Origin of the sequence: Streptomyces sp. 2-1, from assembly GCF_048564895.1 — a bacterium.
Classification (GTDB): domain Bacteria; phylum Actinomycetota; class Actinomycetes; order Streptomycetales; family Streptomycetaceae; genus Streptomyces; species Streptomyces phaeochromogenes.
The window spans coordinates 9952312-9975442 of the sequence record NZ_CP183383.1 but is presented as its reverse complement, the minus strand read 5'-3'; the positions used below and the strand labels follow the sequence as shown (position 1 = coordinate 9975442).

Genomic DNA, 23131 nt, shown 5'->3' with positions numbered 1-23131 from the left:
GACCTCGTTGGAAGTCTGCGCGCCGCATGTGGCTGGGCGCGCAGTTCCCCGCGCCCCTGAAGGAACAAGAAGCCACGCGCCCTCAAATGGCGAGACGCGCCAGTGTCAGGCCTCGTCTCGCGCCAGGTCGATCAGACGGTCCAGTACCCGTGGGCCACCCGCCCGTACGCCGTCGTGCTCGAACTCGTTCGTCACGTACGTGCGCAGGCCGCGGATCGTGCGGGCCGTGCTCAGGGCGTGGTCGGTGTCGACGTACATGTCGTCGTGGTAGACGGCCGCGGCGACGGGGACCTCGTTGGCGGCGAGGCGGTCGGGGTCGTAAAGCGAGGGCCAGTCGGTGCGTTCGGCGAGGAGGTCGGCCGTTTCGCGGAGGGGGCGCAGGGCCGGGTCGCAGTCGAAGGTCCAGGGGTGGACGGACTCGCCGGTGAACAGGACCGGACCGTCGCCCGCGAGGGTCTTGGCGGCGTCGAACTGCGGGAAGTCGGCGCGGACCCGCTCGGCGGACCAGGCGGTGGGGCGGTCGCCCTGGGCGTAGCAGGCCTCGTGGACCAGTGCGTACAGCGGGTGTCCGGCGTACGAGAGGAGGGACTGGACGTCCTCCTGGAACGCGTCCGAGAGGGCCGGGCCCTGGGCGGTGCGGACGAAGGCGTTCTCCAGGAGGTAGTGCAGGCGGTGGCTGCCCTCGCTGCCGCCGAGGAGGATGCCGAGGGACTGGAAGGCCTCGACGGTGAGGCGGTAACCGCCGTTCAGGACGGGCTCGTGCCGCAGCAGGTGCTCGGCGATGCGCCGGGCGCGCTCGACGTCCTGGGGGTAACGCGCGTAATGGGCGGCGACCTTGCGCTCGATGCGCGGGTAGGCGGCCCGGTAGACGTCGTCGGCGTGGCCGTCGAGGGTGGGCAGGCCGCCGGTGATCAGGGCGGTGCTGAGGCCCTCGGGCGCGGTGGAGAGGTAGTGGACCGCGCAGAAGCCGCCGAAGCTCTGGCCGAGGACGGCCCAGGGAGCGCCGCCGGTGACGGCCGGGCGGATCGCCTCGCAGTCGCGAACGATGGAGTCGGCGCGGAACAGCGCGAGGTAGTCGGCCTGTTCGCGGGGGCCGCCGCGCAGCGGGAGGGTCTGCCGGTTGGCGGGCGTGGAGCTGCCGGTGCCGCGCTGGTCGAGCAGCAGGACGCGGTAGTCCTCCAGAGCGCGGCCGAGCCAGGCCTGCTTACCGACGAAACGATTCGCCCCGAAGCCGGGGCCACCCTGGAGGTACACCAGCCAGGGCAGGTCCTTGTCCGCCTTGTCGCTGCCGACCACTTCACGCGCGTACAGCTCGATCGTCTCCCCGGAGGGGTTGTCGTGATCGAGGGGCACGGTGAAGCGGCGGTCACTGAGGACGACACCGGGCTGACGGTAGCTGGCGCTCAAAAGGGGCTCCCGAGACGGACGGATTCCTGACCGCGAACCAGTTCAGCACAAGTTCTGCGGCGAGCCGAGCCCGGGGATCAAGAAAATCGTACTGACCGGCCGATCAGGCCGGGAACCACCTACGTACTGAACGACCGCTCAGCGCGGCGGGAGGCTGGAGCGCCGCACCACCAGCTCCGGCTGGAGCACCACGCGCTGGTGCTCGTGCGGGGTGGGTGCCGTCTCGGCCTCGGTCTCCTCCAGGAGGAGCGAGGCGGCGAGCGCGCCCATAGTCACGGCGGGCTGCCGTACGGAGGTCAGCGGGACGGCCGCGGCTGCCGCGAACTCGATGTCGTCGTAACCGACGATCGCCAGGTCGTCCGGGACACTCACCCCGGCCGCGAACATGGCCTGCAGGACGCCGAGGGCGAGCAGGTCGTTCGCGCAGAACACGGCGGTCGGGCGGTCGCCGAGGCCGAGGAGGCGGGCGCCCGCGTCGCGGCCCGCGGCCACGTCGAGCCGCTCGGTGGGCAGCTCGCGCAGGCACTCCGGACCGAGCCCCGCCTCGCCCAGCGCGTTCAGGGCGCCCGTGCGGCGGTCCCGGACCTGGTTCAGTCCGGGCGGCCCACTCACGTACGCGATGGAGCGGTGGCCCGCATCGATGAGATGCCGTACGGCCAGGGCGCCGCCCGCCACGTCGTCGACCGACACCGAGCACTCCGTGGTGCCCTCGGCGACGCGGTCGACGAGCACGAAGGGGATGCCGTGGCGGCGGAACGCCTCGATGTTGCGCCCGGTCGCGTCGGCGGGGGTCAACAGGACGCCCCGCACCCGCTGCTCGGCGAAGAGCGACAGATAGTCGGCCTCCTCACCGGCGCTCTGCGCGCTGTTGCAGACCATCACGCCGAGCCCGGCCTCGCGGGCGGCCCGTTCGGCGCCACGGGCCACGTCCACGAAGAAGGGGTTGCCCATGTCGAGGACTAGCAGGCCCATGATCCGGCTGCGTCCGGCGCGCAGCTGCCGGGCCGACTCGCTGCGGACGTAACCGAGCCGGTCGATGGCGGAGAGCACGCGGGCGCGGGTCTCGGAGGCGACCGTGTCCGGGCGGTTGATGACGTTCGAGACCGTGCCGACGGAGACTCCGGCGACTCGTGCGACGTCCTTGATACCCACCGACTGGGCCATCAGGCGGTTACCTCCGGGGAACGGGGAGTGGTGGGCACGCAGTCACATTACCCGCGTGCCCACGTGGAACGGACTCCGTCATGCAGGCAGCTTGAAGTCCACGACATGGAGCGCCGATGGCGTCGTACCGGTGGACTTCACCTGGTAGAGGACCGAGAGCACGCCGTCCTGGGCGATCCGGGTCTCGTCGACCACGACCTCACCGAAGGCGTTGAGGCCGCTGCCGTCGAACAGTGTCGTCCAGTCCGTGTGCCCGGAGGCGGCCGACGCGGCGACGATCCGTCCGAAGGGCAGGATCGCGTACGCGTTGTCGTACTTGTCCAGGACCAGTTTGGTGCGCTGGCTGGAGTTCAGAGGGACCGGGATCTCGGTCTTGCGCCAGGTGCCCGTGGACGTCTTGCGGACGTGGAAGGCACGGCCGTTGGCCGTCCGGTCGGCGACGTAGTTGGTGGTGCACTGACCGAAGCGGCCCGGTACGTAGCTGATGATCGCGTGCGGACGGCCCGCCGAGTCGGTGAACTGGCTCTCCTGGTTCATCAGGGAGTGGTCCGGGTTGATCGCGTCGATCACCAGCCCGCTGTCGGTGACGGCGACCTTGTCGGAGCCGCCCGTGGTGCCGACCACCGTGCCGGCGTTGTTGCGCCAGGTGCGACCGCGGTCGTCCGAGTACACGTAGCCGGTGTCGTGGTTGGTGATGCCGCCGCCGTTGCACATCACGGCGCCGTTCTGCTCGCGCCAGGTGAAGAAGGAGTGCAGCCTGCCGTTCTTGTCGTAGTCGATGCCGTGCAGGTACATGTTCCGGACGGTGCTGGTCCCGTGCTCGCTGGTGTACGTGCCGGTGGAGCTGGTCCACTCGCCGAGATTGGTCCAGGACGTGCCGTCGTACTCGGCCAGGGCGTTGCGGCCGTTGCCGGAGACCGCGACCCGGTAGCTCAGCTGGAGCTTTCCGTCGGGCGTGGAGATGAACTGCGGGTACGTGAACTGCGAGGTGAGCGCGAGCCCGTCGAGGGTGGACTGCGGCGCTCCGAAGCGGCTCGCGGTCCAGCTCAGCCCGGCGGGGTTGTCCATGAGCCCGGCCACCGACTTCACGTAGGTGAAGCCGTCGCTGTGGGAGTCCATGTTGAGGTGGAGGCGGCCGTCGACCTTGGAGACGCCCATCGAGATGACGTTGTGGGAGTCGTTGTACCGCAGGGTGTGGCCGACCTTGACGGTGGACCAGGTGCTCGCGCCGAGGACGCGACGGCCGACGACGGCGTTGCGGTCGGCGGTGTACCAGACGGCGTACTGGTAGCCCTTGTAGGTCAGCAGGCCGTTCTTCTGGAACGAGTTGTTGTTGACGAGGCCGTCGTAGGAGACGAAGAAGATGGCCTGGCCGTCGAGCGTGGTGTTACCGGTCTGGGTGACCGAGGGACCTGGGTCGGCGGCCCGGGCGGTACCGGCGATGCCGGGAACCGCCACGCTGCCGAGCAGGGCGGTCGCCAGCAGGGTGCGTCTCTTCATGTTCGGGGCTCCTTGAACGTGCGGGGACGAGGAGAACGAGCGAGGGGAAGAGCAGGGGAACGGGAAGAGCGGGGCAAGCGGGGACGAGAACGGTGGATCAGGCGAGGTGGAACACCTCGGTGAGGGGTTTCATGGCCTCGTCGGGCCTGGCGCCGTCCAGCGATTCGAAGAACGGCGCCATCTCGGCCTGCCAACGGGCGTTGACCTCGGCGGCCTCCATGCCTGCCTGCGCGGCTGCGAAGTCCTCGGTCTCCAAGTAGCCGACCAGCAGGCCGTCCTCGCGAAGGAAGAGCGAGTAGTTGTGCCAGCCGGTGGCCGAGAGTGCTTCGAGCATCTCGGGCCACACGGCGGCATGTCTCTCGCGGTACTCGTCGAGCCGGTCCTCGCGGACCTTGAGCAGGAAACAGACGCGCTGCATGAAGGGCAACTCCCGGGGTGAGGGCGGATCAGAAGTCGTACTGGTCGATGTTCTTCTTGTCGAAGACGGTCGGCTTGCCGAGGTCGATCACGCCGTCCTTGCCGATGGTGAAGCTGCCCATGTCACCGGCCTTGAAGGTCTCGCCCTCCTTGCCCGTGATCTGACCGGACGACAGCGCGACGGCGGTACGCGCGGCCAGCTCGCCGAGCTTCGCCGGGTCCCACAGCTCGAAGGCCTCGACGGTGCCGTTCTTCACGTACTTGCGCATGTCGTTCGGGGTGCCGAGGCCGGTGAGCTTGACCTTGCCCTTGTACTTCGAGCCCGACAGGTACTGCGCGGCCGCCTTGATGCCGACGGTGGTCGGGGAGATGATCCCGGCCAGCTTCGGGTTCTCCTGGAGCAGGCCCTGGGTCTGCTGGAAGGACTGCTGGGCGTCGTCGTTGCCGTACGCGACCTTGACCAGCTTCATGTCCTTGTACTTGGGGTCCTTGAGCTCGTCCTTCATGAAGTCGATCCAGGTGTTCTGGTTCGTCGCGGTCTGCGCGGCGGACAGGATCGCGATCTCGCCCTTGTAGCCGATCTGCTCGGCGAGGAGCTGGACCTCGGTACGGCCGAGGGCCTCGGCGCTGGCCTGGGAGACGAAGGCGTTGCGGCAGTCGGCCTTGGTGTCGGAGTCGTATGTGACGACCTTGACGCCGTTCTTCATGGCCTGCTTGAGCGCGGTGCACAGGGCGCCCGGGTCCTGCGCGGAGACGGCCATCGCGTCGACCTGCTGCTGGGTGAGCGTGTTGACGTAGCTCACCTGGCCCGCGGTGTCCGTGGCGCTGCTGGTGCCGACCTCCTTGTACTTCGAGCCCAGTTCGGTGAGGGCCTTCTCGCCGCCCTTGTCGGCGGAGGTGAAGTACGGGTTGTTGACCGCCTTGGGCAGGAAGCCGACGGTCAGCCCCTTCTTGGTGGCCGCGTTCGGGTCGGCCTTGCCGGCCGCGGCGTTCGACGCGCCCTCTTCCTTGACGTCGTCCTTGGAGGTACCGCCACCGCAGGCGGTCCCTGCCAGGGCGAGGGAGGTGACGGCGGCCAGGGCCGCGCAGGCCCGACGGAGCTTGGTGGAAGACATGGTGGCAGAGCCTTTCGACAGGAGTTACGAGGTGGTGGGTGCGGAGGCGGCTCTGCGGCCCGCCCTCGCTACGGAGATCTGCCGTGCGACCCGGGGGCCGAGCACGGAGAGGACGAGCAGAACGCCGGTGACGACGATCTGCGACTGGGCGGAGACGTCCTGGAGGCTCATCACGTTCTGCAGCGCGCCGAGCAGGAAGACTCCCGCGATCGCGCCGCCGAGCGTGCCCTTGCCGCCGTCGAAGTCGATGCCGCCCAGCAACACGGCCGCCACGACGGAGAGTTCGAGCCCGGTGGCGTTGTCGTAGCGGGCGCTGGCGTAGTGCAGCGCCCAGAAGATGCCGGTCAGCGAGGCCATGAGACCGGTCAGGGTGAACAGGATCAGCTTCTGCCGCTTGACGCGGATGCCGGCGAACCGCGCGGCCTCCTCATTGGCGCCGATCGCGAACAGCGAGCGTCCGAACGGTGTGGCGTGCAGCGCGACCACGGCGATCGCGAGCAGCACGAGGAAGGGCAGGAAGGCGTACGGGATGAAGGTGTCGCCGATGCGTCCGGACGCGAAGTCCAGGTACTGGGTGGGGAAGTCGGTCACCGCGTCCGACCCGAGGACGATCTGCGCGATGCCCCGGTAGGCGGCGAGGGTACCGATGGTGACGGCGAGGGACGGCAGTCCGAGCCGTGTCACCAGCAGCCCGTTGATCAGCCCGCACACCACGCCGAGGAGCAGACAGATCGGGATGATCGTCTCGATCGTCATGCCCTCGTTCCACAGGGCGCCCATCACCGCGCCGGACAGCCCGGCCGTGGAGGCGACCGAGAGGTCGATCTCGCCGGAGACCACGAGCAGGGTCATCGGCAGCGCGATCAGCGCGATGGGCAGCGTGTTGCCTATGAGGAACGACAGGTTGAGGGCGTTGCCGAAGCCGTCCACGGTTCCGAAGGACAGCAGCAGGACGACGATGAGGAGGGCGCCGACGACCGTGTCCCAGCGGACGGCGCGCGCGAGAGCGGAGTCAGCCATGGCGGGCGTTCCTCTTCTTCAGGGCGGTCGCCACGCGCAGGGCGACGATCCGGTCGACCGCGATGGCGAGGATGAGCAGGATGCCGTTGATGGCGAGCACCCAGACCGAGCTGACGCCGAGGGCGGGCAGCACGCTGTTGATGGAGGTCAGGAGGAGCGCGCCGAGGGCCGCCCCGTAGACGCTGCCGGAGCCGCCGGTGAAGACGACGCCGCCGACCACGACCGCGCTGACGACGGTGAGTTCGTAGCCGTTGCCGGTGCCGGAGTCGACGTTGCCGAACCGGGCGAGGTACAGCGCGCCCGCGAGTCCCGCGAGGGCCCCGCAGAAGGTGTAGGCGGCCAGGATCCGCTTGCGTACGGGGATGCCGGCGAGGCGGGCGGCCTCCGGGTTGGAGCCGAGCGCGTACAGCTCGCGTCCGCTGCCGAAGTGCTTGAGGTAGTACGCCGTCGCGATCAGCACCACCAGCGCGATCATCGCCAGCCACGGCACGGCGGAGAGGCCGCCGGAGCCGAAGTCGATGAACCCGTCGGGCAGGCCCGCCGCGGTGATCTGCCGGGAGCCGACCCAGATGGAGTCGATGCCGCGGATGATGTAGAGCGTGCCGAGGGTGACGACGAGGGCGGGCACCTGGCCGAGGCTGACGAGCAGTCCGTTGACCAGTCCGCAGCCGATGCCGAGCAGGACCGCGAGGGCCACGGCGACGACGGAGTTGCCGCCTCCCTGGAGGTAGGTGCCCGCGGCGAAGGCGCTGATGCCGAGCGTGGAGCCGACCGACAGGTCGACGTTGCGGGTGATGACGACCAGCGACTGGCCGGTGGCGACCAGTACGAGGATGGTCGCGTTCAGCAGGAGGTCCTTGATGCCCTGCTCGGACAGGAAGTCGCTGTTGCCGATCTGGGTGATGACGATCATCACCAGGAAGACGACCAGGATGGCGAGTTCGCGCATTTTGAAGACGCGGTCCACCAGCCGGGTGCCGCTGGACTTGGGCACCTCGGCGGCGGGGGCGGGATTGGGAGCGGTGACCGTCACGCGGCTGCCCTCCCGGTGGCTGCGGCCATCACGGTTTCCTCGGTGGCGTCGGAGCGTGGGATCTCGGCGGTGAGCCGGCCCTCGTGCATCACGAGGACCCGGTCGGCCATGCCGAGGATCTCGGGCAGGTCGGAGGAGATCATCAGGACGGCGACCCCGTCGGCGGCCAACTGGCTGAGCAGCCGGTGCACTTCGGCCTTCGTACCGACGTCGATGCCTCGGGTCGGCTCGTCGACGATCAGCACCTTCGGGCCGGTGGCGAGCCACTTGGCGAGGACGACCTTCTGCTGGTTGCCGCCCGACAGGGTGTTGACGGTGTCGGCGATCCGCGCGTACTTGACCTGGAGCTTGACGGCCCAGTCGAGGGAGCGGCTGCGCTCGGCGCGCGGGTCCATCAGGCCTGCCCTGACGGTCGTACGCAGGCCGGTGAGGCCGATGTTGCGCTCGATGGACATGTCCATCACCAGGCCCTGGGCGCGGCGGTCCTCGGGGACGAGGGCGAGCCCGGCGGCCATGGCCGTGGAGGGCGCCCCGTTCGTCAGCTTCCTGCCGTCGATCTCGACCTCTCCGGCGTCCCAGCGGTCGACGCCGAAGACGGCCCGGGCGACCTCCGTGCGCCCGGCGCCGACGAGTCCGGCGAGGCCGACTATCTCGCCGCGGCGGACGTCGAAGGAGACATCGGTGAAGACGCCCTCACGGGTCAGCCGCCGTACGCTCAGGGCGACTTCGCCCGCGTCGACGTCCTGCTTGGGGTAGAGCTCGTCGAGATCACGGCCGACCATGCGGCGTACGAGGTCGTCCTCGGTCATGCCGTCGATCGGCTCGCTGGAGATCAGGGCGCCGTCGCGCAGGGTCGTCACCTGCTGGCAGATCCGGAAGATCTCCTCCAGGCGGTGCGAGATGAACAGCACGGCCGAGCCCTGCTCGCGCAGGGTGCGCACGACTCCGAACAGACGGGCCACCTCGCTGCCGGTGAGGGCGGCGGTCGGCTCGTCCATGATCAGGACGCGGGCGTCGAAGGAGAGTGCCTTGGCTATCTCGACGATCTGCTGGTCGGCGATGGACAGGCCGCGCGCCGGGCGGTCGGGGTCGAGCTCGACGCCGAGGCGCTTCATCAGGGCCAGGGTCGACGCGTGCGTGGCCTTGTGGTCGATCCGGCCGAGCGCGCGCCGCGGCTGACGGCCCATGAAGATGTTCTCGGCGATCGACAGGTCGGGGAAGAGCGTGGGCTCCTGGTAGATCACCGCGATGCCCGCGTCCCGGGCGTCGGCGGGACCGTGGAAGACGGTGGGCTCGCCGTCCAGGAGCACCTGACCGGCGTCCGGTCGGTGCACGCCGGCGAGCGTCTTGATGAGGGTCGACTTGCCCGCGCCGTTCTCGCCGGCGAGTGCGTGGACCTCGCCGGGGAAGAGTTCGAGGGACACGTCCCGCAGGGCGCGTACGGCGCCGAAGGACTTCGAGATGTCCTTCAGTGCCAGCACGGGGGCCGGACCCGCGTCGGACCGGTGGGTCATGAGGGCTCCTCAACGACGCGGGCGATGCGGCCTCACGACGTCGTGAAAGGTTTCAACTAGGTTGCCGGGACGTTAGGCAGGTAGCCCAGGTCACGTCAATGGGTAAAGGCCGAAATTTTCGATAGCCAAAGGTCACAACCGAGTCACGGAGAGAGGTATTCGCCGGAGGGGTTGACAGCCTTTCGGGCTGCTCATAGCTTCAGCGTTCTGAATCGTTTCAGACTGGACCTCGCGCTGCACGTCGTGCGGAAGCCGCGCTGAAGCCCTTCGGACCCGAAGCCACAACCGAAGTCACAGGAGCCCTGAAGTGACCGAGCTTGCCGCGGTGAAGGCCGCCCTCAAGACCCAGGCAGTAGAGACGCCGTCATGGGCGTACGGGAACTCGGGAACCCGCTTCAAGGTGTTCGCGCAGCCAGGAGTCCCGCGCGATCCTTTCGAAAAGCTGGACGACGCCGCGAAGGTGCACGAGTTCACGGGCGCCGCGCCGACCGTGGCGCTGCACATTCCTTGGGACAGGGTCGAGGACTACGCGGCGCTCGCGAAGCACGCCGAGGAGCGCGGCCTGAAGCTCGGCGCGATCAACTCCAACACCTTCCAGGACGACGACTACAAGCTGGGCAGCATCTGCCACCCGGACGCGGCGGTCCGCCGCAAGGCGCTCGACCACCTGCTCGAATGCATCGACATCATGGACGCCACGGGTTCGAAGGACCTGAAGCTGTGGTTCGCGGACGGTACGAACTATCCCGGCCAGGACGACATCCGCGAGCGCCAGGACCGGCTCGCCGAGGGGCTCGCCCGGGTGTACGAGCGGCTCGGCGACGACCAGCGGATGCTGCTCGAGTACAAGTTCTTCGAGCCCGCCTTCTATACGACGGACGTGCCGGACTGGGGCACGGCCTACGCCCACTGCCTGAAGCTCGGGCCCAAGGCGCAGGTCGTCGTCGACACCGGGCACCACGCTCCCGGGACCAACATCGAGTTCATCGTCGCGACGCTGCTGCGCGAGGGGAAGCTCGGGGCGTTCGACTTCAACTCGCGGTTCTACGCCGATGACGACCTGATGGTCGGGGCCGCCGATCCCTTCCAGCTGTTCCGGATCATGTACGAGGTGATTCGCGGGGGTGGGTTCAGTCCGGATGTGGCGTTCATGCTCGACCAGTGCCACAACATCGAGGCGAAGATCCCGGCGATCATCCGGTCGGTGATGAATGTGCAGGAGGCCACGGCGAAGGCGCTCCTGGTGGACCGCGAGGCTCTTGTCGTCGCCCAGCGGTCGGGGGATGTGCTGGCCGCGAACGCTGTCGTCATGGACGCGTACAACACGGATGTGCGGCCGTTGGTGGCCGAGGTCCGTGAGGAGCTGGGGTTGGACGCGGACCCGATCGCGGCGTACCGCCGCTCCGGGTGGGCCGAGAAGATCGCTGCGGAGCGGGTTGGTGGACAGCAGGCGGGGTGGGGAGCGTAGCCGCTGCACTGGGCTTGACCGGCCCACTCCCCGCAGGGCTGCAGGTCGGTGGCTGACTGCGGGTCGTCCTCGGCTGGTCGCGCAGTTCCCCGCGCCCCTGAAGGGGCACGACCCTCGCCCCGTGCGACAGAAGGGCGCCCCGCGTCCCTACGGGGCTCAAGCGCACATACACACACTCTTTAAGGACTAGGAACATGGCACCCCATCCCGAAGCCGCCGCTCTGCTCGCTCGGTCCAATCGGCTTGGCTCTGATCCGCGGAACACGAACTACGCGGGCGGGAACACGTCCGCGAAGGGCACCGACACCGATCCTGTGACCGGTGGGGACGTCGAGCTGATGTGGGTCAAGGGATCGGGGGGCGACCTGGGGACCCTCACCGAATCCGGGCTCGCGGTGTTGCGGATCGACCGGCTGCTGGCGCTCAAGGACGTGTATCCGGGGGTCGAGCGCGAGGACGAGATGGTGGCCGCGTTCGACTACTGCCTGCACGGGAAGGGCGGGGCGGCTCCCTCGATCGACACGGCCATGCACGGGCTGGTGGACGCGGCGCATGTGGATCATCTGCATCCCGACTCCGGGATCGCGCTCGCCTGCGCGGCCGACGGGGAGAAGCTGACCGCCGAGTGTTTCGGGGACAGCGTGGTGTGGGTGCCGTGGCGCCGGCCCGGGTTCCAGCTCGGCCTGGACATCGCCGCCGTCAAGGAGGCGAACCCGCAGGCCATCGGCTGCGTTCTGGGCGGGCACGGCATCACCGCCTGGGGCGACACGGCCGAGGAGTGCGAGCGGAACTCGCTGCACATCATCCGTACCGCCGAGACGTTCCTCGCCGAGCGCGGGAAGGACGAGCCCTTCGGTCCCGTCGTCGAGGGGTACGCGGCTCTCGGCGGCGTCGAGCGCCGGGAGCGGGCCGCCGCTCTCGCGCCCGTGATCCGGTCGCTGGCCTCGCAGGACCGTCCGCAGGTCGGCCACTTCACCGACTCCGAGGTCGTGCTCGACTTCCTCGCGAGCGCCGAGCACCCGCGGCTCGCCGCGCTCGGCACGTCCTGCCCCGACCACTTCCTCCGTACGAAGGTCCGGCCGCTCGTCCTCGATCTGCCGCCGACCGTCGAACCGGACGAGGCGATCGCCCGGCTGAAGGAGCTGCACGCCGAGTACCGCGAGGAGTACGCCGCCTACTACCAGCGGCATGCCCTGCCCGACTCCCCCGCGATGCGCGGCGCCGACCCGGCGATCGTGCTCGTCCCCGGGGTCGGCATGTTCAGCTTCGGCAAGGACAAGCAGACCGCGCGCGTGGCCGGCGAGTTCTACGTCAACGCGATCAACGTGATGCGCGGGGCCGAGGCCGTCTCGACGTACGCGCCGATCGAGGAGTCGGAGAAGTTCCGCATCGAGTACTGGGCCCTTGAGGAGGCCAAGCTCCAGCGGATGCCGAAGCCCAAGCCGCTCGCCACGCGGGTGGCGCTGGTGACGGGTGCGGGCAGCGGTATCGGCAAGGCGATCGCCGAGCGGCTGGTCGCCGAGGGCGCGTGTGTCGTGATCGCGGACCTGAACGCGGAGAACGCGGCCGATGTCGCCACCGCGCTCGGCGGGCCCGACAAGGCCGTCGCCGTCACCGTCGACGTGACCTCCGAGGAGCAGATCGCCGAGGCCTTCAAGGCGGCGGTGCTCGCCTTCGGCGGTGTCGACCTGGTCGTGAACAACGCCGGTATCTCCATCTCCAAGCCGCTCCTGGAGACCACGGCGAAGGACTGGGACCTCCAGCACGACATCATGGCCCGCGGCTCCTTCCTCGTCTCGCGCGAGGCGGCCCGGGTGATGATCGCGCAGGGGCTCGGCGGTGACGTCATCTACATCGCGTCCAAGAACGCCGTCTTCGCCGGTCCGAACAACATCGCGTACTCGGCCACCAAGGCCGACCAGGCCCATCAAGTGCGGCTGCTGGCCGCCGAGTTGGGTGAGCACGGGATCCGGGTCAACGGCATCAACCCCGACGGGGTCGTGCGCGGCTCCGGGATCTTCGCGGGCGGCTGGGGTGCTCAGCGCGCGGCCACGTACGGCATCGAGGAGGAGAAGCTCGGCGAGTTCTACGCCCAGCGGACCATCCTCAAGCGCGAGGTACTGCCCGAGCACGTGGCGAACGCCGTGTTCGCCCTGACGGGCGGCGACCTCACGCACACTACCGGTCTGCACGTCCCGGTCGACGCCGGTGTCGCCGCCGCGTTCCTCCGGTGACGCACGTGACTCAGGAAGCGACAGTGAAACTCAGGAGGCGGCTGTGAAGTCGTACGCCGCGGTCGACCTCGGCGCGTCCAGCGGGCGCGTCATGGTCGGCCGCGTGGGCCCCGACTCGCTGGAGCTGACGGAGGCGCACCGCTTCCCGAACCGGCCGGTGCGGACGCCCGAAGGGCTGCGCTGGGACATCCTCGCGCTGTACGCGGGCGTCCTCGACGGGCTGCGCGCGGCAGGGCAGGTCGACTCCGTCGGCATCGACAGCTGGGCCGTGGACTACGGCCTGCTGGACGCCGACGGGGCGCTCCTCGGCAACCCCGTGCACTACCGCGACGCCCGCACCCAGGGCGTCGCGGAGAAGGTGTGGGCCACCGTGCCCGCCGCCGACCTGTACGCGGCGACCGGGCTCCAGTACGCGCCCTTCAACACGCTGTACCAACTGGTGGCCGCCCGCTCGTCGTCCCAACTGGCCTACGCGAGCCGCCTGTTGCTCATCCCCGACCTGCTGACGTACTGGCTCACGGGCGAGCCCGGCACCGAGCTCACCAACGCCTCCACCACCCAGCTGGTCGACCCGCGCACCCGCGACTGGTCGTACGACCTCGCGGAACGCCTCGGCATCGACCTGACGCTGTTCGCGCCGCTGCGGCGGCCCGGAGATCCGGCGGGGCTGCTCCGGCAGAGCGTGCTGGACGAGACGGGGCTGACCGGTCCGGTGCCGGTGACGACGGTCGGCTCGCACGACACCGCCTCCGCGGTGGCCGCGGTTCCGGCGGTAGGCGGCGAGCGCTTCGCCTACATCTGCACCGGCACCTGGTCCCTGGCGGGCCTTGAGCTGGAGACCCCGGTCCTCACCGAGGCGAGCCGCGCGGCCAACTTCACCAACGAGCTGGGCCTGGACGGCACGGTCCGCTATCTCCGGAACATCATGGGGCTCTGGCTGCTCCAGGAGTGCGTACGGGAATGGGGGGACTCCGACCTGGGGGACCTCCTGTCGGCCGCCGCCGAGGTACCGGCGCTGCGGTCCGTCGTGGACGCCGGGGACGCCGCCTTCCTCGCTCCAGGGCGGATGCCGGCCCGGATCGCCGATGCGTGCCGGGAGTCGGGGCAGCCCGTGCCCGAGTCGCCCGCCGAGATCACGCGCTGCATCCTCGACTCGCTCGCCCTGGCCCACCGCCGGGCGATCACCCAGGCCCAGGAACTGGCCGACCACCCGGTCGACGTCGTACACATCGTCGGCGGCGGCACCCGCAACGCGCTGCTGTGCCAGCTGACGGCCGACGCCTGCGGCCTGCCTGTGGTGGCGGGCCCGGCGGAAGCAGCAGCCCTGGGCAACGTCCTCGTCCAGGCCCGCACCCACGGCCTGGTCGACGACCGCGCGTCGATGCGCGAACTACTGGCCCGCACCCAGCAGTTGACCCGTTACGCCCCCCGGGGCACCACGTCGGTGTGGGAGGCCGCCGAGGCTCGCCTGGCAGGCCGATGACCTGTATCCCCGCCCCAGCACAGGCGCCCCCTAGGGGCACGGGGAACTGCGCACCCAGCCACGAACAACCCGCAGCCCCGAACGACACTTCCAGGAATCGCCGGCCGGGAAACGGCACCCCGCGCGGAGGGCAACCTCATTCCCAGCAAAGCCGGCGCCGCGTACCCTGCACTCATCCGATGATCGACCCCAAGGAGCCGCGATGCGTGTCGCTCTGTTCCTGACCTGTGTCAACGACACGCTCTACCCGGACACCGGCCGTGCCGTGGTGAAACTGCTGACCAGGCTGGGCGTGGACGTCGACTTCCCGATGGCGCAGACGTGCTGCGGGCAGGCGCACTACAACACCGGCTACCGTCACCAGGCCGAGCCGATGGCCCGGCATTTCTCCGATGTATTCGGTGGGTACGAAGCGATCGTGACCCCGTCCGGGTCGTGCGGCGCGATGGTGCGGGAGCTGTATCCGCGGATGGGCGAGCGGGCGCGGGCCGAGGGCCGCGGGGACACCCTGGCGGCCACGCTCGCGCCGGTCGTACCGAAGACGTACGAGCTCACCGAGTTCCTGGTGGACGTGCTCGGGGTGACGGACGTGGGCGCGTACTACCCGCACACCGTCACGTACCACCCCACCTGTCACGGGCTGCGGAGCCTCGGGCTCGGCGACCGGCCGCGCCGACTGCTCCAGTCCGTCAAGGGACTTGAGCTCAAAGAGCTGCCCGGCGCGGACGAATGCTGCGGCTTCGGCGGCACGTTCGCCGTCAAGAACTCCGATGTATCGGCGGCGATGGGTGCCGACAAGGTGCGCAACGCCGAGTCGACGGGCGCCGATGTGCTGTGCGCCGCCGACAACTCCTGCCTCATGCACATCGGCGGCACCATGACCCGGCTCAGGACGGACATGCGTCCGGTGCACATCGCGGAGATCCTGGCGAGCACGGAGGAGGAGCCGCTGACATGAACCACACCAGCGGAGAGGAGCCGACCGCATGAGCGGTGGGACTTTCGTCGGGATGCCGTCCTTCCCGAAGGCCGCGCACGAGGCCGTCCACAACCAGACCCTGCGCGGCAATCTGCGCCACGCCACCCACACCATCCGCGCCAAGCGCGCGAACGCGGTCGCGGAGGTCTCCGACTGGGCCGAGCTGCGCGAGGCCGGCAAGCAGATCAAGGACCACACACTCCGTCATCTCGACCGGTATCTGGTGCAGTTGGAGGAGTCGGTCACGGCGGCCGGCGGCACCGTGCACTGGGCCGCCGACGCGGACGAGGCCAACCGGATCGTCACGTACCTCGTCAAGGCGACCGGCGAGAGCGAGGTCGTCAAGGTCAAGTCGATGGCCACGCAGGAGATCGGCCTCAACGAGGCTCTCGAAGCCGAGGGCATCAACGCCTACGAGACCGATCTCGCCGAACTCATCGTGCAGTTGGGCAAGGACCGGCCCTCCCACATCCTCGTGCCGGCCATCCACCGCAACCGCGGCGAGATCCGTGACATCTTCGCGCGCGAGATGAGCGAGTGGGGCCGCCCGGCGCCGGAGGGCCTGACCGACACGCCCGCCGAACTGGCCGAGGCCGCGCGCGTGCACCTGCGCGAGAAGTTCCTGCGCGCCAAGGTCGGTGTCTCCGGCGCCAACTTCATGGTCGCCGAGACCGGCACGCTGGTCGTCGTGGAGTCCGAGGGCAACGGCCGGATGTGCCTGACCCTCCCCGAGACGCTGATCTCGGTCGTCGGCATCGAGAAGATCGTGCCGACCTGGCAGGACCTGGAGGTCTTCCTCCAGACGCTCCCCCGCTCCTCCACGGCCGAGCGCATGAACCCGTACACCTCCACCTGGACGGGCACGACGGACGAGGACGGTCCTCAGACCTTCCATCTGGTCCTCATCGACAACGGCCGCACCGACACGCTCGCCGACGAGGTCGGCCGCCAGGCCCTGCGCTGCATCCGCTGCTCGGCGTGCCTCAACGTCTGCCCGGTGTACGAGCGGGCGGGCGGCCACGCGTACGGCTCGGTCTACCCGGGCCCGATCGGCGCGATCCTCAGCCCCCAACTCCGGGGCACGCAGAGCGAAATCGACGCCTCACTGCCGTACGCCTCCTCGCTGTGCGGTGCCTGCTACGACGTCTGTCCGGTGGCCATCGACATCCCGGAGGTGCTGGTGCATCTGCGGGAGCGGGTCGTCGAGGGCGGTGTCGTGACCCGGGACGGCGCCAAGGTCGTACTCAAGCCCGCGAAGGGGCACGCCGCCGAGCGGGCGGCCATGCGCGCGGCGCGGTGGGCCTTCGGTCACCCGGGCGCGCTGCGCACCGGCCAGCGGTTCGCGTCCCGGACCCGCCGCTTCCATCCGCGGACGCTGCCCGGTCCCGGCAAGGCGTGGAGCGAGACACGGGCGCTGCCTACGGTTCCGGCGGAGCCGTTCCGCGACTGGTGGCAGCGGACGCACGGCGGGAACAAGGACGGAGGGGGCACGAAGTGAGCAGCAGGGATCTGATCCTGGCCCGGGTGCGGCGCGCGCTGGCGGACGTGCCACGGCACGACACGCCGTACGACCAGGCCTTCGAGCGCGGGTATCTGCGCGAGCACGGGAACCGGAGTGTCGAGCAGACGGTGGATCTGCTGGCGGAGAACCTGGCGGACTACCGGGCGCAGGTGCACCGCTGCGCGGCCGATGAGCTGGCGGCGACGATCGCCCGGCTGCTGGCCGAGCGGGGTTCGACGTCGGTCGTCGTACCGACGGGCCTGGACCCGGAGTGGCTCGCGGCCACCGACGTGACGCGGGTTCCGGACCGGCTCGACAGCACCCCGGCCGAACTGGACCGCGTCGACAGCGTCGTCACCGCGTGCGCGGTCGCCATCGCCGAGACCGGCACGATCGTCCTGGACGGCGGCCTGGACCAGGGCCGCCGCCGGATCACCCTGGTCCCGGACCACCACATCTGTGTCGTACGCGTCCCGGACCAGGTCGTGTCCTCCGTGCCCCAGGGTCTGGAACGCCTCGACCCGGCCCGCCCGCTGACCTGGATCTCGGGTCCCTCCGCCACGAGTGACATCGAGCTCGACCGGGTCGAGGGGGTGCACGGTCCGCGCACCCTTGAGGTGGTGCTGGTGAGCGGAGAGTGACGGACGCGGTTAGCGTGAAGTCATGATCCGGTTCGAACAGGTCACCAAGCGCTACCCGGACGGCACGACGGCCGTGGACGGCCTCTCGTTCGAGGTGTCCGAGGGCGAACTCGTCACGCTCGTGGGCCCGTCCGGCTGCGGCAAGACGACGACCATGATGATGGTGAACCGCCTCATCGAGCCGACGTCCGGCCGGATCCTCGTGGACGGCGAGGACATCGCCGCGGTGGACCCCGTGAAGCTCAGGCGCCGGATCGGGTACGTCATCCAGCAGGTGGGCCTCTTCCCGCACCGCACGGTCCTCGACAACACGGCGACCGTGCCGACGCTCGTGGGCTGGAAGAAGGCGAAGGCCCGGGCGCGGGCCGCCGAGCTGCTCGACCTGGTCGGTCTGGACCCGAAGACGTTCGGCTCGCGCTATCCGGACCAGCTGTCGGGCGGTCAGCGCCAGCGTGTCGGCGTGGCGCGGGCCCTCGCCGCCGACCCGCCCGTGTTGCTGATGGACGAGCCGTTCGGCGCGGTCGACCCCGTGGTGCGGGAGCAGTTGCAGGACGAGTTCCTGCGGATGCAAGCCGCCGTGCGCAAGACGGTGCTGCTGGTCACGCACGACATCGAGGAGGCCGTCCGGCTCGGCGACCGCATCGCGGTGTACGGGCAGGGTCGCATCGAGCAGTTCGACACGCCCGGGGCGGTGCTGGGCACTCCGGCGACTCCGTACGTGGCCGAGTTCGTGGGCGCCGACCGGGGTCTGAAGCGGCTGTCGGTGACCGAGATCGAGCCCGACGACCTGGAGCAGCCGCCGGTCGCGCGCCTCGACGAGCCGGCCGAGCGGGCCGCCGCCCGGCTTAACGCGGAGGGCGCCCGCTGGGCCGTCGTCCTGGACTCCGGCGACGAGCTGCACGGCTGGGTCGGCGTCGACGAGCTCGCCGCGGGCGGCACGGTCGGCGACCTCGCCCACCACATGAACTCCTGGGTGCCGGTGGGCGCCCCGCTGAAACAGGCCTTCGGTGTGATGCTCCAGCACGACGCCGGGTGGGTGGCCGTGCTGGAGGGCGCGCGGTTCCTCGGCGTACTGACCCCCGCGAAGCTGCACGAGGCGCTACGGCGGTCGGTGGACGCGGACGCCCTGGGCGTGGCGCGGGACCAGGTGGAGTTCGACTCGGTGGCGGACGCCTAGCTCTGCCCTTGGACGGGCGCCTGCCCCCTGCCCTTGGGCTGACCCCTAGCCGCTGCCCTTGGGCGGACGACTAGCCGCTCCTCTTGAGCCCGCGCCTAGCCGCTGCCCTTGCGCGAGGTGGCCCCCCGCCCGACCAGTCCGTACGCCCAGCGCTCGTTGAACCCGGCCAGGAAGCCGACCGCGCCCCAGAACCCCCAGAAGGCGGTGCCCGCCGAGTCCGCGCGGCCCTCCGAGGCGCAGACGTCGGTGATGCCGGCCGGTATCTCGATCACGGTGACGAGACCGCTGCCGAGCAACAGGTAGACGGCGATCGCGAGCAGCCAGCCGAGGAAGACCCGATGGACCCCGCCGCGCCGCATGGCGCGGGCCTGCTGGCCGGGCGGGACCACTTCCCTCGACCCGTTGGCCGGTCGGCGCATCAGCTGGTCGCCGCTGTTGCGCAGCCGGGTCAGGACACTGAGTACGGCCCCGAACGCGCCCGCTCCCCCGCACACGAGCGCGCCCAGCAGGCTCCATCGGTCGGTGCACTTCAGCGAGACGTCGCAGAGGCCGAGCAGCTTCTCGCCCACCAGCAACGGCACGACCAGCAGGACCATCCCCAGCGCGAACCCGCTGTTGAGACCGCGGTTGACGGCCAGTTCGCCGTCCTGGTCGAGGCGGACCCGGATGCGCAGGATCTCCCGTCCCAGATAGGCGGCCAGATGCTTATCGGGCTCCGGATCCGCCAGCCGCTGGTCACGCAGGACGTTCCTCAGCACTCTCTGAACCGTGGTGCGCAGCGACTGCCTGGTCTTCTCCTCGAAGGCGCGCTGCGCTTCGCCGTGGAGCGACTGCAGCTGCAGCTGCTCCTCGGGAAACGACCGGCCGAACTGCACGTACGCGTCCCGCAGTTCGGGCTCCACCAGGTCCATCAGCCCCTGCGGATCGAGGTCGGTGCCCGCCCCCTCGATCGTCTCCCACACTCTCTCCCGCCACTCCCGGCGGCTTCCCCCGTTTTTGTCCCCCATGAAGTACCTGTACCGACGGGCGCCCGGCGCGGGAACCCGAGCCACCGCTCCAGTACGGTCACCGACGTCACAGACCTGTCACTTGAGGAGGCCCTTGTCCTCCAGGTACGTACGCCCCACGTCCTCCGGCAGCCGTCGCCAGCTGTCGACCTGCTGGTTCATGGACGCCAGATCGGCGGTCGTGAGTACGTCGTTGAGCCTGTCCAGCGCCCCGGTCACGCCCCTGCTGCCCGCTCGGGAGCGGTTCACGACGGGCACGATGTAGTCGGCGTTCTGCAGATGCTTGTCGTCCGCGAGCAGGACGAGTCCGAACTCGTCGAGCGTCGCGTCCGTCGTGGTGGTGAGCACCATCTGGTCCTGGCCGTTCTGCACGGCCCGTTTCGCCTGCGTAGTACCGACGCCCTTCGGGTCCACTCCGGTGATGTCGATGCCGTACGTCTTCTTCAACCCCGGTTGGCAGTAAGGGCGTTGTACGCACTCGTCGCCCGCCGCGAGCCGCACCTCAAGGCCGGACCTGCCGAGGTCGCTCAGGGTCTTGAGGTCGTGCTGCCGGGCGTACTCTCCGGTCACGGCGAAGGCGTTCTGGTCGACCGCCCGGCCGGGATCGAGGACGGTGAGTCCGCGCGGGGTGGCGAGCTTGCGCAGCGCGGTCATCGTGGCCTTCAGGTCGGGTGAGCCGACGGCCGGGGCGTCCGCGCCGTTGGTCTTGGCGTTGAGCCAGTCGGCGAAGGTCGCCGCGTACTCGGCGACGACGTCGATCTGCCCCGACTCCAGGGCGGGTTCGTACAGTTCGCGGTTGGTGACGGTGAGCGTCGACGTCTTGTAGCCGGCCTCGTTCAGCAGCAGCCCGTACATGGTGGCGAGCAGATCGCTCTCGGTGAAGCCGGCCGAGCCGATGGTCAGATGCTTGCTGTCGCCGGGCGGCTCGGTGACCTCGCCCTGAGTCTCCAGCGACGGACCGGAGGCGCAGCCGGTCAGCAGGAGCAGGCCCGCGAGGGCTGCACGCCGTCTCATCGGGCGCCCCTCTTGGGTCCCAGTCGCTCGGCCACCTCGAAGACCCCTTCGACGAGCAGCGCGAAGACGGCCACGAGGACGGCTCCGGCGACGACCTGGGGCGTACTCGCGAGGTTGAACCCGGCGGTGATGATCCGTCCGAGGCCGCCGCCGCCCGCGAGCGCGGCGATCGTGGCGGTGGCGACGAGCTGGACGGCCGCGATGCGCACCCCGTTGAGGATCATCGGCATCGCGAGCGGCACCTCGACCTGCCACAGCATCTGCCGCCCGGTCATCCCCCATCCCGCGCGAGGCCCGCACGACGTCACGGTCGACCTCGCGCATTCCGACGTACGCGTTGGTGAGGAGCGGTGGCACGGCGAACAGGACGAGCGCGACGACCGTCGGGCCCTCGCCCCACTTGCCGATGGGGGTGAGGAGCAGCAGGACCAGGACGGCGAAGGTGGGGATCGCGCGGCCGACGTTGGAGATGTTGACGGCGAGTGCGCCGCCCTTGCCGAGGTGGCCGAGGACGAGGGCGACCGGCAGCGCGATCAGACAGCTGATGACGAGGCAGACCACGGTCAGCACGAGGTGCTGGGCGAGCCGGTGCCAGACGCCGGCGTCGCCCGCCCAGTTCGCGGAGTCGGTGAGCCAGTCCCAGGCGTCGGCCAGTGTGTTCACGCCCTGGCCGCCCGGGTCCACGGGGTGATCAGCCACTGCACACCGAGCAGCAGCAGATCGGCGGCGACGGCGATGACGACGCACAGCACGGACGCGGTGAGGACCTGCGCCTTGAAGAAGGTGTTCATGCCCGAGTAGATGAGGTTGCCGAGCCCTCCGTAGCCGACGATCGCGCCGACCGTGGCCAGCGACACCGCCGAGACGGTGGCGATCCGCAGCCCGGCCATGGCGGCGGGCAGGGCGAGCGGCAGTTCCACGGTGAGCAGCAGCCGGATGGGTCCGTATCCCATGCCGCGGGCCGCCTGCCGGGTCTCCTCGGGCACGGCGCGCAGTCCGGCCAGGATGTTCCGTACGAGCAGGGTCAGCGAGTACAGGACGAGACCGGCGACGACGAGGGCCGCCGACAGTCCGTAGACCGGCAGGAGCAGCGAGAACATGGCGAGCGAGGGGATCGTGTAGAGGATCGTCGTCAGGGCGAGCACCGGGCCCGCCGCCCAGCCCCAGCGGCGCGCCAGCACGGCCAGCGGTACAGCGAGGGCAAGCCCGATGAGGACGGAGAGCGCCGTCAGTTGGAGGTGCTGGCCGACCGCGTCGAGGAGGATGTGGCGGCGGGTGGTGAGGTATTCGCCGCAGATCCACTCGTTGCGCGCGAGGCAGTCGTCCGGGGGCGCGGTCACGGGTCCATTCCAGCCGGGAGGGCGCCGGGTGGCGCGTATTGATCCCCCGTACGGGGGGCGTTGAACGGGCTTCGTGTGATCCGCGTACTTCAGGGGCAGCGGGCCCGACCCGTCTGCCGTGCTAGGAGGACCCGACCCATGACCGCACACCGCACCGCCGCCCTCCTCGGGACGGCACCGCTCCTGCTCGCGGTGTGGGCCGCCGGGCCCGCCGCCGCGCACGGTGCGCCGACGGACCCCGTGAGCCGGGTGGTGGCCTGCTCCCCCGGAGCGCAGCAGGCGCAGTCGGCGGCGTGCCGGGCGGCTGCCTCCTCCGGCATCGCGGCCTTCGACAATCTGCGTCTCGCGGGCGTCAACGGCCGGGACCGCCAGGTCGTCCCCGACGGCAAGCTGTGCAGCGGAGGGATCGCCGCCTACCGGGGCCTGGACCTGGCCCGCGCAGACTGGCCGTCGACCAGACTGACCGGCGGGGCGAACATGACGCTCACCTACCGGTCGACGATTCCGCACACGGGTTCGTTCAAGCTGTTCCTGACCAAGGAGGGCTACGACCCGACGAAGCCCCTCACCTGGTCCGACCTGCCGTCGCAGCCCTTCGCCACGGCGACCGACCCGGCGCTCGTGAACGGCGCCTACCGGATCAAGGCCAAGCTGCCGTCCGACCGCACCGGACGCCATCTCCTCTACACGATCTGGCAGAACACGAGCACGCCGGACACGTACTACTCCTGCTCGGACGTGGTCTTCCCCGCGGCGAAGGAGAACGCGGGCGCCGGGGCAGGCGGGTCCGCGACGGAGAAGCCCGCGGCGACACCGACGAAGGCCGCCCCCACCAAGGCCGCGGCTACTCCCACACCGGCGGAGTCCTCGGCCGAGGCCACCAGTGCGCCCGTGGAACCGTCGGTCACCGTGACCGACGCGGCCGGCGAGGCAGTCTCCTCGCCCGACTCCGACGACGACAGCCAGGCACTGGCCCTGCCTCTCGTCGCGGGAGGGGCGGCCGGACTGCTGATCACGGCGGGCGCTGCGTTCACCCTGCGCCGCCGCCGGTGAGCAGCTCGGAAACCGTGACTGATAGCCTGCGCGTTCTTTAGTTATAAAAAGGAACCATCGCGTG

The 23131-nt window shown here is 70.0% G+C and carries 19 protein-coding genes and 1 pseudogene; 8 read left to right on the top strand and 12 right to left on the bottom strand.

Going from position 1 to position 23131, the window contains the following annotated elements; translation table 11 throughout:
- Positions 1-105 precede the first annotated feature (105 nt).
- The 8 genes from ACN20J_RS43570 to ACN20J_RS43535 all read right to left on the bottom strand — a co-directional run bounded on the left by ACN20J_RS43570 (position 106) and on the right by ACN20J_RS43535 (position 9170).
- Positions 106-1407 carry an alpha/beta fold hydrolase gene (locus ACN20J_RS43570; protein WP_364188443.1) on the bottom strand — a complete coding sequence of 434 codons (1302 nt, stop codon included), beginning with the start codon at positions 1405-1407 and terminating at the stop codon, positions 106-108.
- Positions 1408-1545: 138 nt separating this feature from the next.
- On the bottom strand, positions 1546-2571 hold the full coding sequence (locus ACN20J_RS43565) for a LacI family DNA-binding transcriptional regulator (RefSeq protein ID WP_189844215.1): 1026 nt from the start codon (positions 2569-2571) through the stop codon (positions 1546-1548).
- A gap of 78 nt (positions 2572-2649) precedes the next feature.
- Positions 2650-4071 carry a BNR repeat-containing protein gene (locus ACN20J_RS43560; protein ID WP_419668151.1) on the bottom strand — a complete coding sequence of 474 codons (1422 nt, stop codon included), beginning with the start codon at positions 4069-4071 and terminating at the stop codon, positions 2650-2652.
- A gap of 97 nt (positions 4072-4168) precedes the next feature.
- Positions 4169-4489 (bottom strand): L-rhamnose mutarotase, encoded by a 321-nt coding sequence (locus ACN20J_RS43555; protein WP_189844217.1) that lies wholly within the window; start codon positions 4487-4489, stop codon positions 4169-4171.
- Between the two features lie 28 nt (positions 4490-4517).
- A complete protein-coding gene (gene rhaS, locus ACN20J_RS43550; protein ID WP_361885634.1) occupies positions 4518-5603 on the bottom strand; it encodes a rhamnose ABC transporter substrate-binding protein in 1086 nt (361 codons plus the stop codon).
- Between the two features lie 24 nt (positions 5604-5627).
- Entirely contained in the window at positions 5628-6623 is a 996-nt protein-coding gene (locus ACN20J_RS43545) for an ABC transporter permease (protein WP_055616550.1), read from the bottom strand.
- Entirely contained in the window at positions 6616-7656 is a 1041-nt protein-coding gene (locus ACN20J_RS43540) for an ABC transporter permease (protein ID WP_055616551.1), read from the bottom strand. Before ACN20J_RS43540 ends, ACN20J_RS43545 begins: the two co-directional genes overlap by 8 nt.
- A complete protein-coding gene (locus ACN20J_RS43535) occupies positions 7653-9170 on the bottom strand; it encodes a sugar ABC transporter ATP-binding protein (protein WP_189844221.1) in 1518 nt (505 codons plus the stop codon). Before ACN20J_RS43535 ends, ACN20J_RS43540 begins: the two co-directional genes overlap by 4 nt.
- 307 nt (positions 9171-9477) lie before the next feature.
- Here ACN20J_RS43535 and rhaI point away from each other — a divergent pair, with 307 nt between their 5' ends.
- The 7 genes from rhaI (at position 9478) to ACN20J_RS43500 (ending at position 18653) form a co-directional block, all read left to right on the top strand.
- A complete protein-coding gene (gene rhaI / locus ACN20J_RS43530; protein WP_361992492.1) occupies positions 9478-10638 on the top strand; it encodes an L-rhamnose isomerase in 1161 nt (386 codons plus the stop codon).
- A gap of 194 nt (positions 10639-10832) precedes the next feature.
- Positions 10833-12872 (top strand): bifunctional aldolase/short-chain dehydrogenase, encoded by a 2040-nt coding sequence (locus ACN20J_RS43525; protein WP_189844223.1) that lies wholly within the window; start codon positions 10833-10835, stop codon positions 12870-12872.
- 43 nt (positions 12873-12915) lie between these two features.
- Positions 12916-14355, top strand: coding sequence for a rhamnulokinase (locus ACN20J_RS43520; protein WP_419668150.1), 1440 nt, complete (start codon positions 12916-12918; stop codon positions 14353-14355).
- 202 nt (positions 14356-14557) lie between these two features.
- A complete protein-coding gene (locus ACN20J_RS43515; RefSeq protein ID WP_189844225.1) occupies positions 14558-15313 on the top strand; it encodes a (Fe-S)-binding protein in 756 nt (251 codons plus the stop codon).
- A 52-nt stretch (positions 15314-15365) separates the two neighbouring features.
- Positions 15366-16832: a LutB/LldF family L-lactate oxidation iron-sulfur protein gene (locus ACN20J_RS43510; RefSeq protein ID WP_189844261.1), complete on the top strand. Its 1467-nt coding sequence runs from the start codon at positions 15366-15368 to the stop codon at positions 16830-16832.
- Complete coding sequence (locus ACN20J_RS43505) at positions 16829-17476, top strand: LutC/YkgG family protein (RefSeq protein ID WP_419668149.1); 648 nt, start codon at positions 16829-16831, stop codon at positions 17474-17476. The genes ACN20J_RS43510 and ACN20J_RS43505 overlap by 4 nt, the downstream gene beginning before the upstream one ends.
- Before the next feature lie 22 nt (positions 17477-17498).
- Entirely contained in the window at positions 17499-18653 is a 1155-nt protein-coding gene (locus tag ACN20J_RS43500) for a betaine/proline/choline family ABC transporter ATP-binding protein (RefSeq protein ID WP_419668148.1), read from the top strand.
- Positions 18654-18748: 95 nt separating this feature from the next.
- Here the strand turns inward: ACN20J_RS43500 and ACN20J_RS43495 are convergent, their stop codons facing one another.
- From ACN20J_RS43495 to ACN20J_RS43480, 4 genes and pseudogenes are all read right to left on the bottom strand, one after another.
- A complete protein-coding gene (locus tag ACN20J_RS43495; RefSeq protein WP_419668147.1) occupies positions 18749-19660 on the bottom strand; it encodes a hypothetical protein in 912 nt (303 codons plus the stop codon).
- Between the two features lie 78 nt (positions 19661-19738).
- The gene (locus ACN20J_RS43490) at positions 19739-20674 is read right to left on the bottom strand and encodes an ABC transporter substrate-binding protein (protein ID WP_419668146.1); all 936 of its coding nucleotides are present in this window, start codon (positions 20672-20674) and stop codon (positions 19739-19741) included.
- Positions 20671-21337: pseudogene (locus ACN20J_RS43485) on the bottom strand (ABC transporter permease). Before ACN20J_RS43485 ends, ACN20J_RS43490 begins: the two are co-directional and overlap by 4 nt.
- A complete protein-coding gene (locus ACN20J_RS43480) occupies positions 21334-22014 on the bottom strand; it encodes an ABC transporter permease (protein ID WP_419668145.1) in 681 nt (226 codons plus the stop codon). Before ACN20J_RS43480 ends, ACN20J_RS43485 begins: the two are co-directional and overlap by 4 nt.
- A 138-nt stretch (positions 22015-22152) precedes the next feature.
- Between ACN20J_RS43480 and ACN20J_RS43475 the strand changes: the two genes are divergently transcribed.
- Positions 22153-23067, top strand: a complete 915-nt coding sequence (locus ACN20J_RS43475) for a lytic polysaccharide monooxygenase (protein ID WP_419668144.1) — start codon at positions 22153-22155, stop codon at positions 23065-23067.
- The last annotated feature ends 64 nt before the right edge of the window (positions 23068-23131 follow it).

What these genes read in the sequence shown, in the direction of transcription:
- ACN20J_RS43565 (WP_189844215.1), bottom strand. Translation starts at nt 2,571, where the DNA reads ATGGCCCAGTCGGTGGGTATCAAGGACGTCGCACGAGTCGCCGGAGTC.
- ACN20J_RS43560 (WP_419668151.1), bottom strand. Translation starts at nt 4,071, where the DNA reads ATGAAGAGACGCACCCTGCTGGCGACCGCCCTGCTCGGCAGCGTGGCG.
- ACN20J_RS43555 (WP_189844217.1), bottom strand. Translation starts at nt 4,489, where the DNA reads ATGCAGCGCGTCTGTTTCCTGCTCAAGGTCCGCGAGGACCGGCTCGAC.
- rhaS (WP_361885634.1), bottom strand. Translation starts at nt 5,603, where the DNA reads ATGTCTTCCACCAAGCTCCGTCGGGCCTGCGCGGCCCTGGCCGCCGTC.
- ACN20J_RS43545 (WP_055616550.1), bottom strand. Translation starts at nt 6,623, where the DNA reads ATGGCTGACTCCGCTCTCGCGCGCGCCGTCCGCTGGGACACGGTCGTC.
- ACN20J_RS43535 (WP_189844221.1), bottom strand. Translation starts at nt 9,170, where the DNA reads ATGACCCACCGGTCCGACGCGGGTCCGGCCCCCGTGCTGGCACTGAAG.
- ACN20J_RS43525 (WP_189844223.1), top strand. Translation starts at nt 10,833, where the DNA reads ATGGCACCCCATCCCGAAGCCGCCGCTCTGCTCGCTCGGTCCAATCGG.
- ACN20J_RS43515 (WP_189844225.1), top strand. Translation starts at nt 14,558, where the DNA reads ATGCGTGTCGCTCTGTTCCTGACCTGTGTCAACGACACGCTCTACCCG.
- ACN20J_RS43510 (WP_189844261.1), top strand. Translation starts at nt 15,366, where the DNA reads ATGCCGTCCTTCCCGAAGGCCGCGCACGAGGCCGTCCACAACCAGACC.
- ACN20J_RS43500 (WP_419668148.1), top strand. Translation starts at nt 17,499, where the DNA reads ATGATCCGGTTCGAACAGGTCACCAAGCGCTACCCGGACGGCACGACG.
- ACN20J_RS43495 (WP_419668147.1), bottom strand. Translation starts at nt 19,660, where the DNA reads ATGGGGGACAAAAACGGGGGAAGCCGCCGGGAGTGGCGGGAGAGAGTG.
- ACN20J_RS43490 (WP_419668146.1), bottom strand. Translation starts at nt 20,674, where the DNA reads ATGAGACGGCGTGCAGCCCTCGCGGGCCTGCTCCTGCTGACCGGCTGC.
- ACN20J_RS43475 (WP_419668144.1), top strand. Translation starts at nt 22,153, where the DNA reads ATGACCGCACACCGCACCGCCGCCCTCCTCGGGACGGCACCGCTCCTG.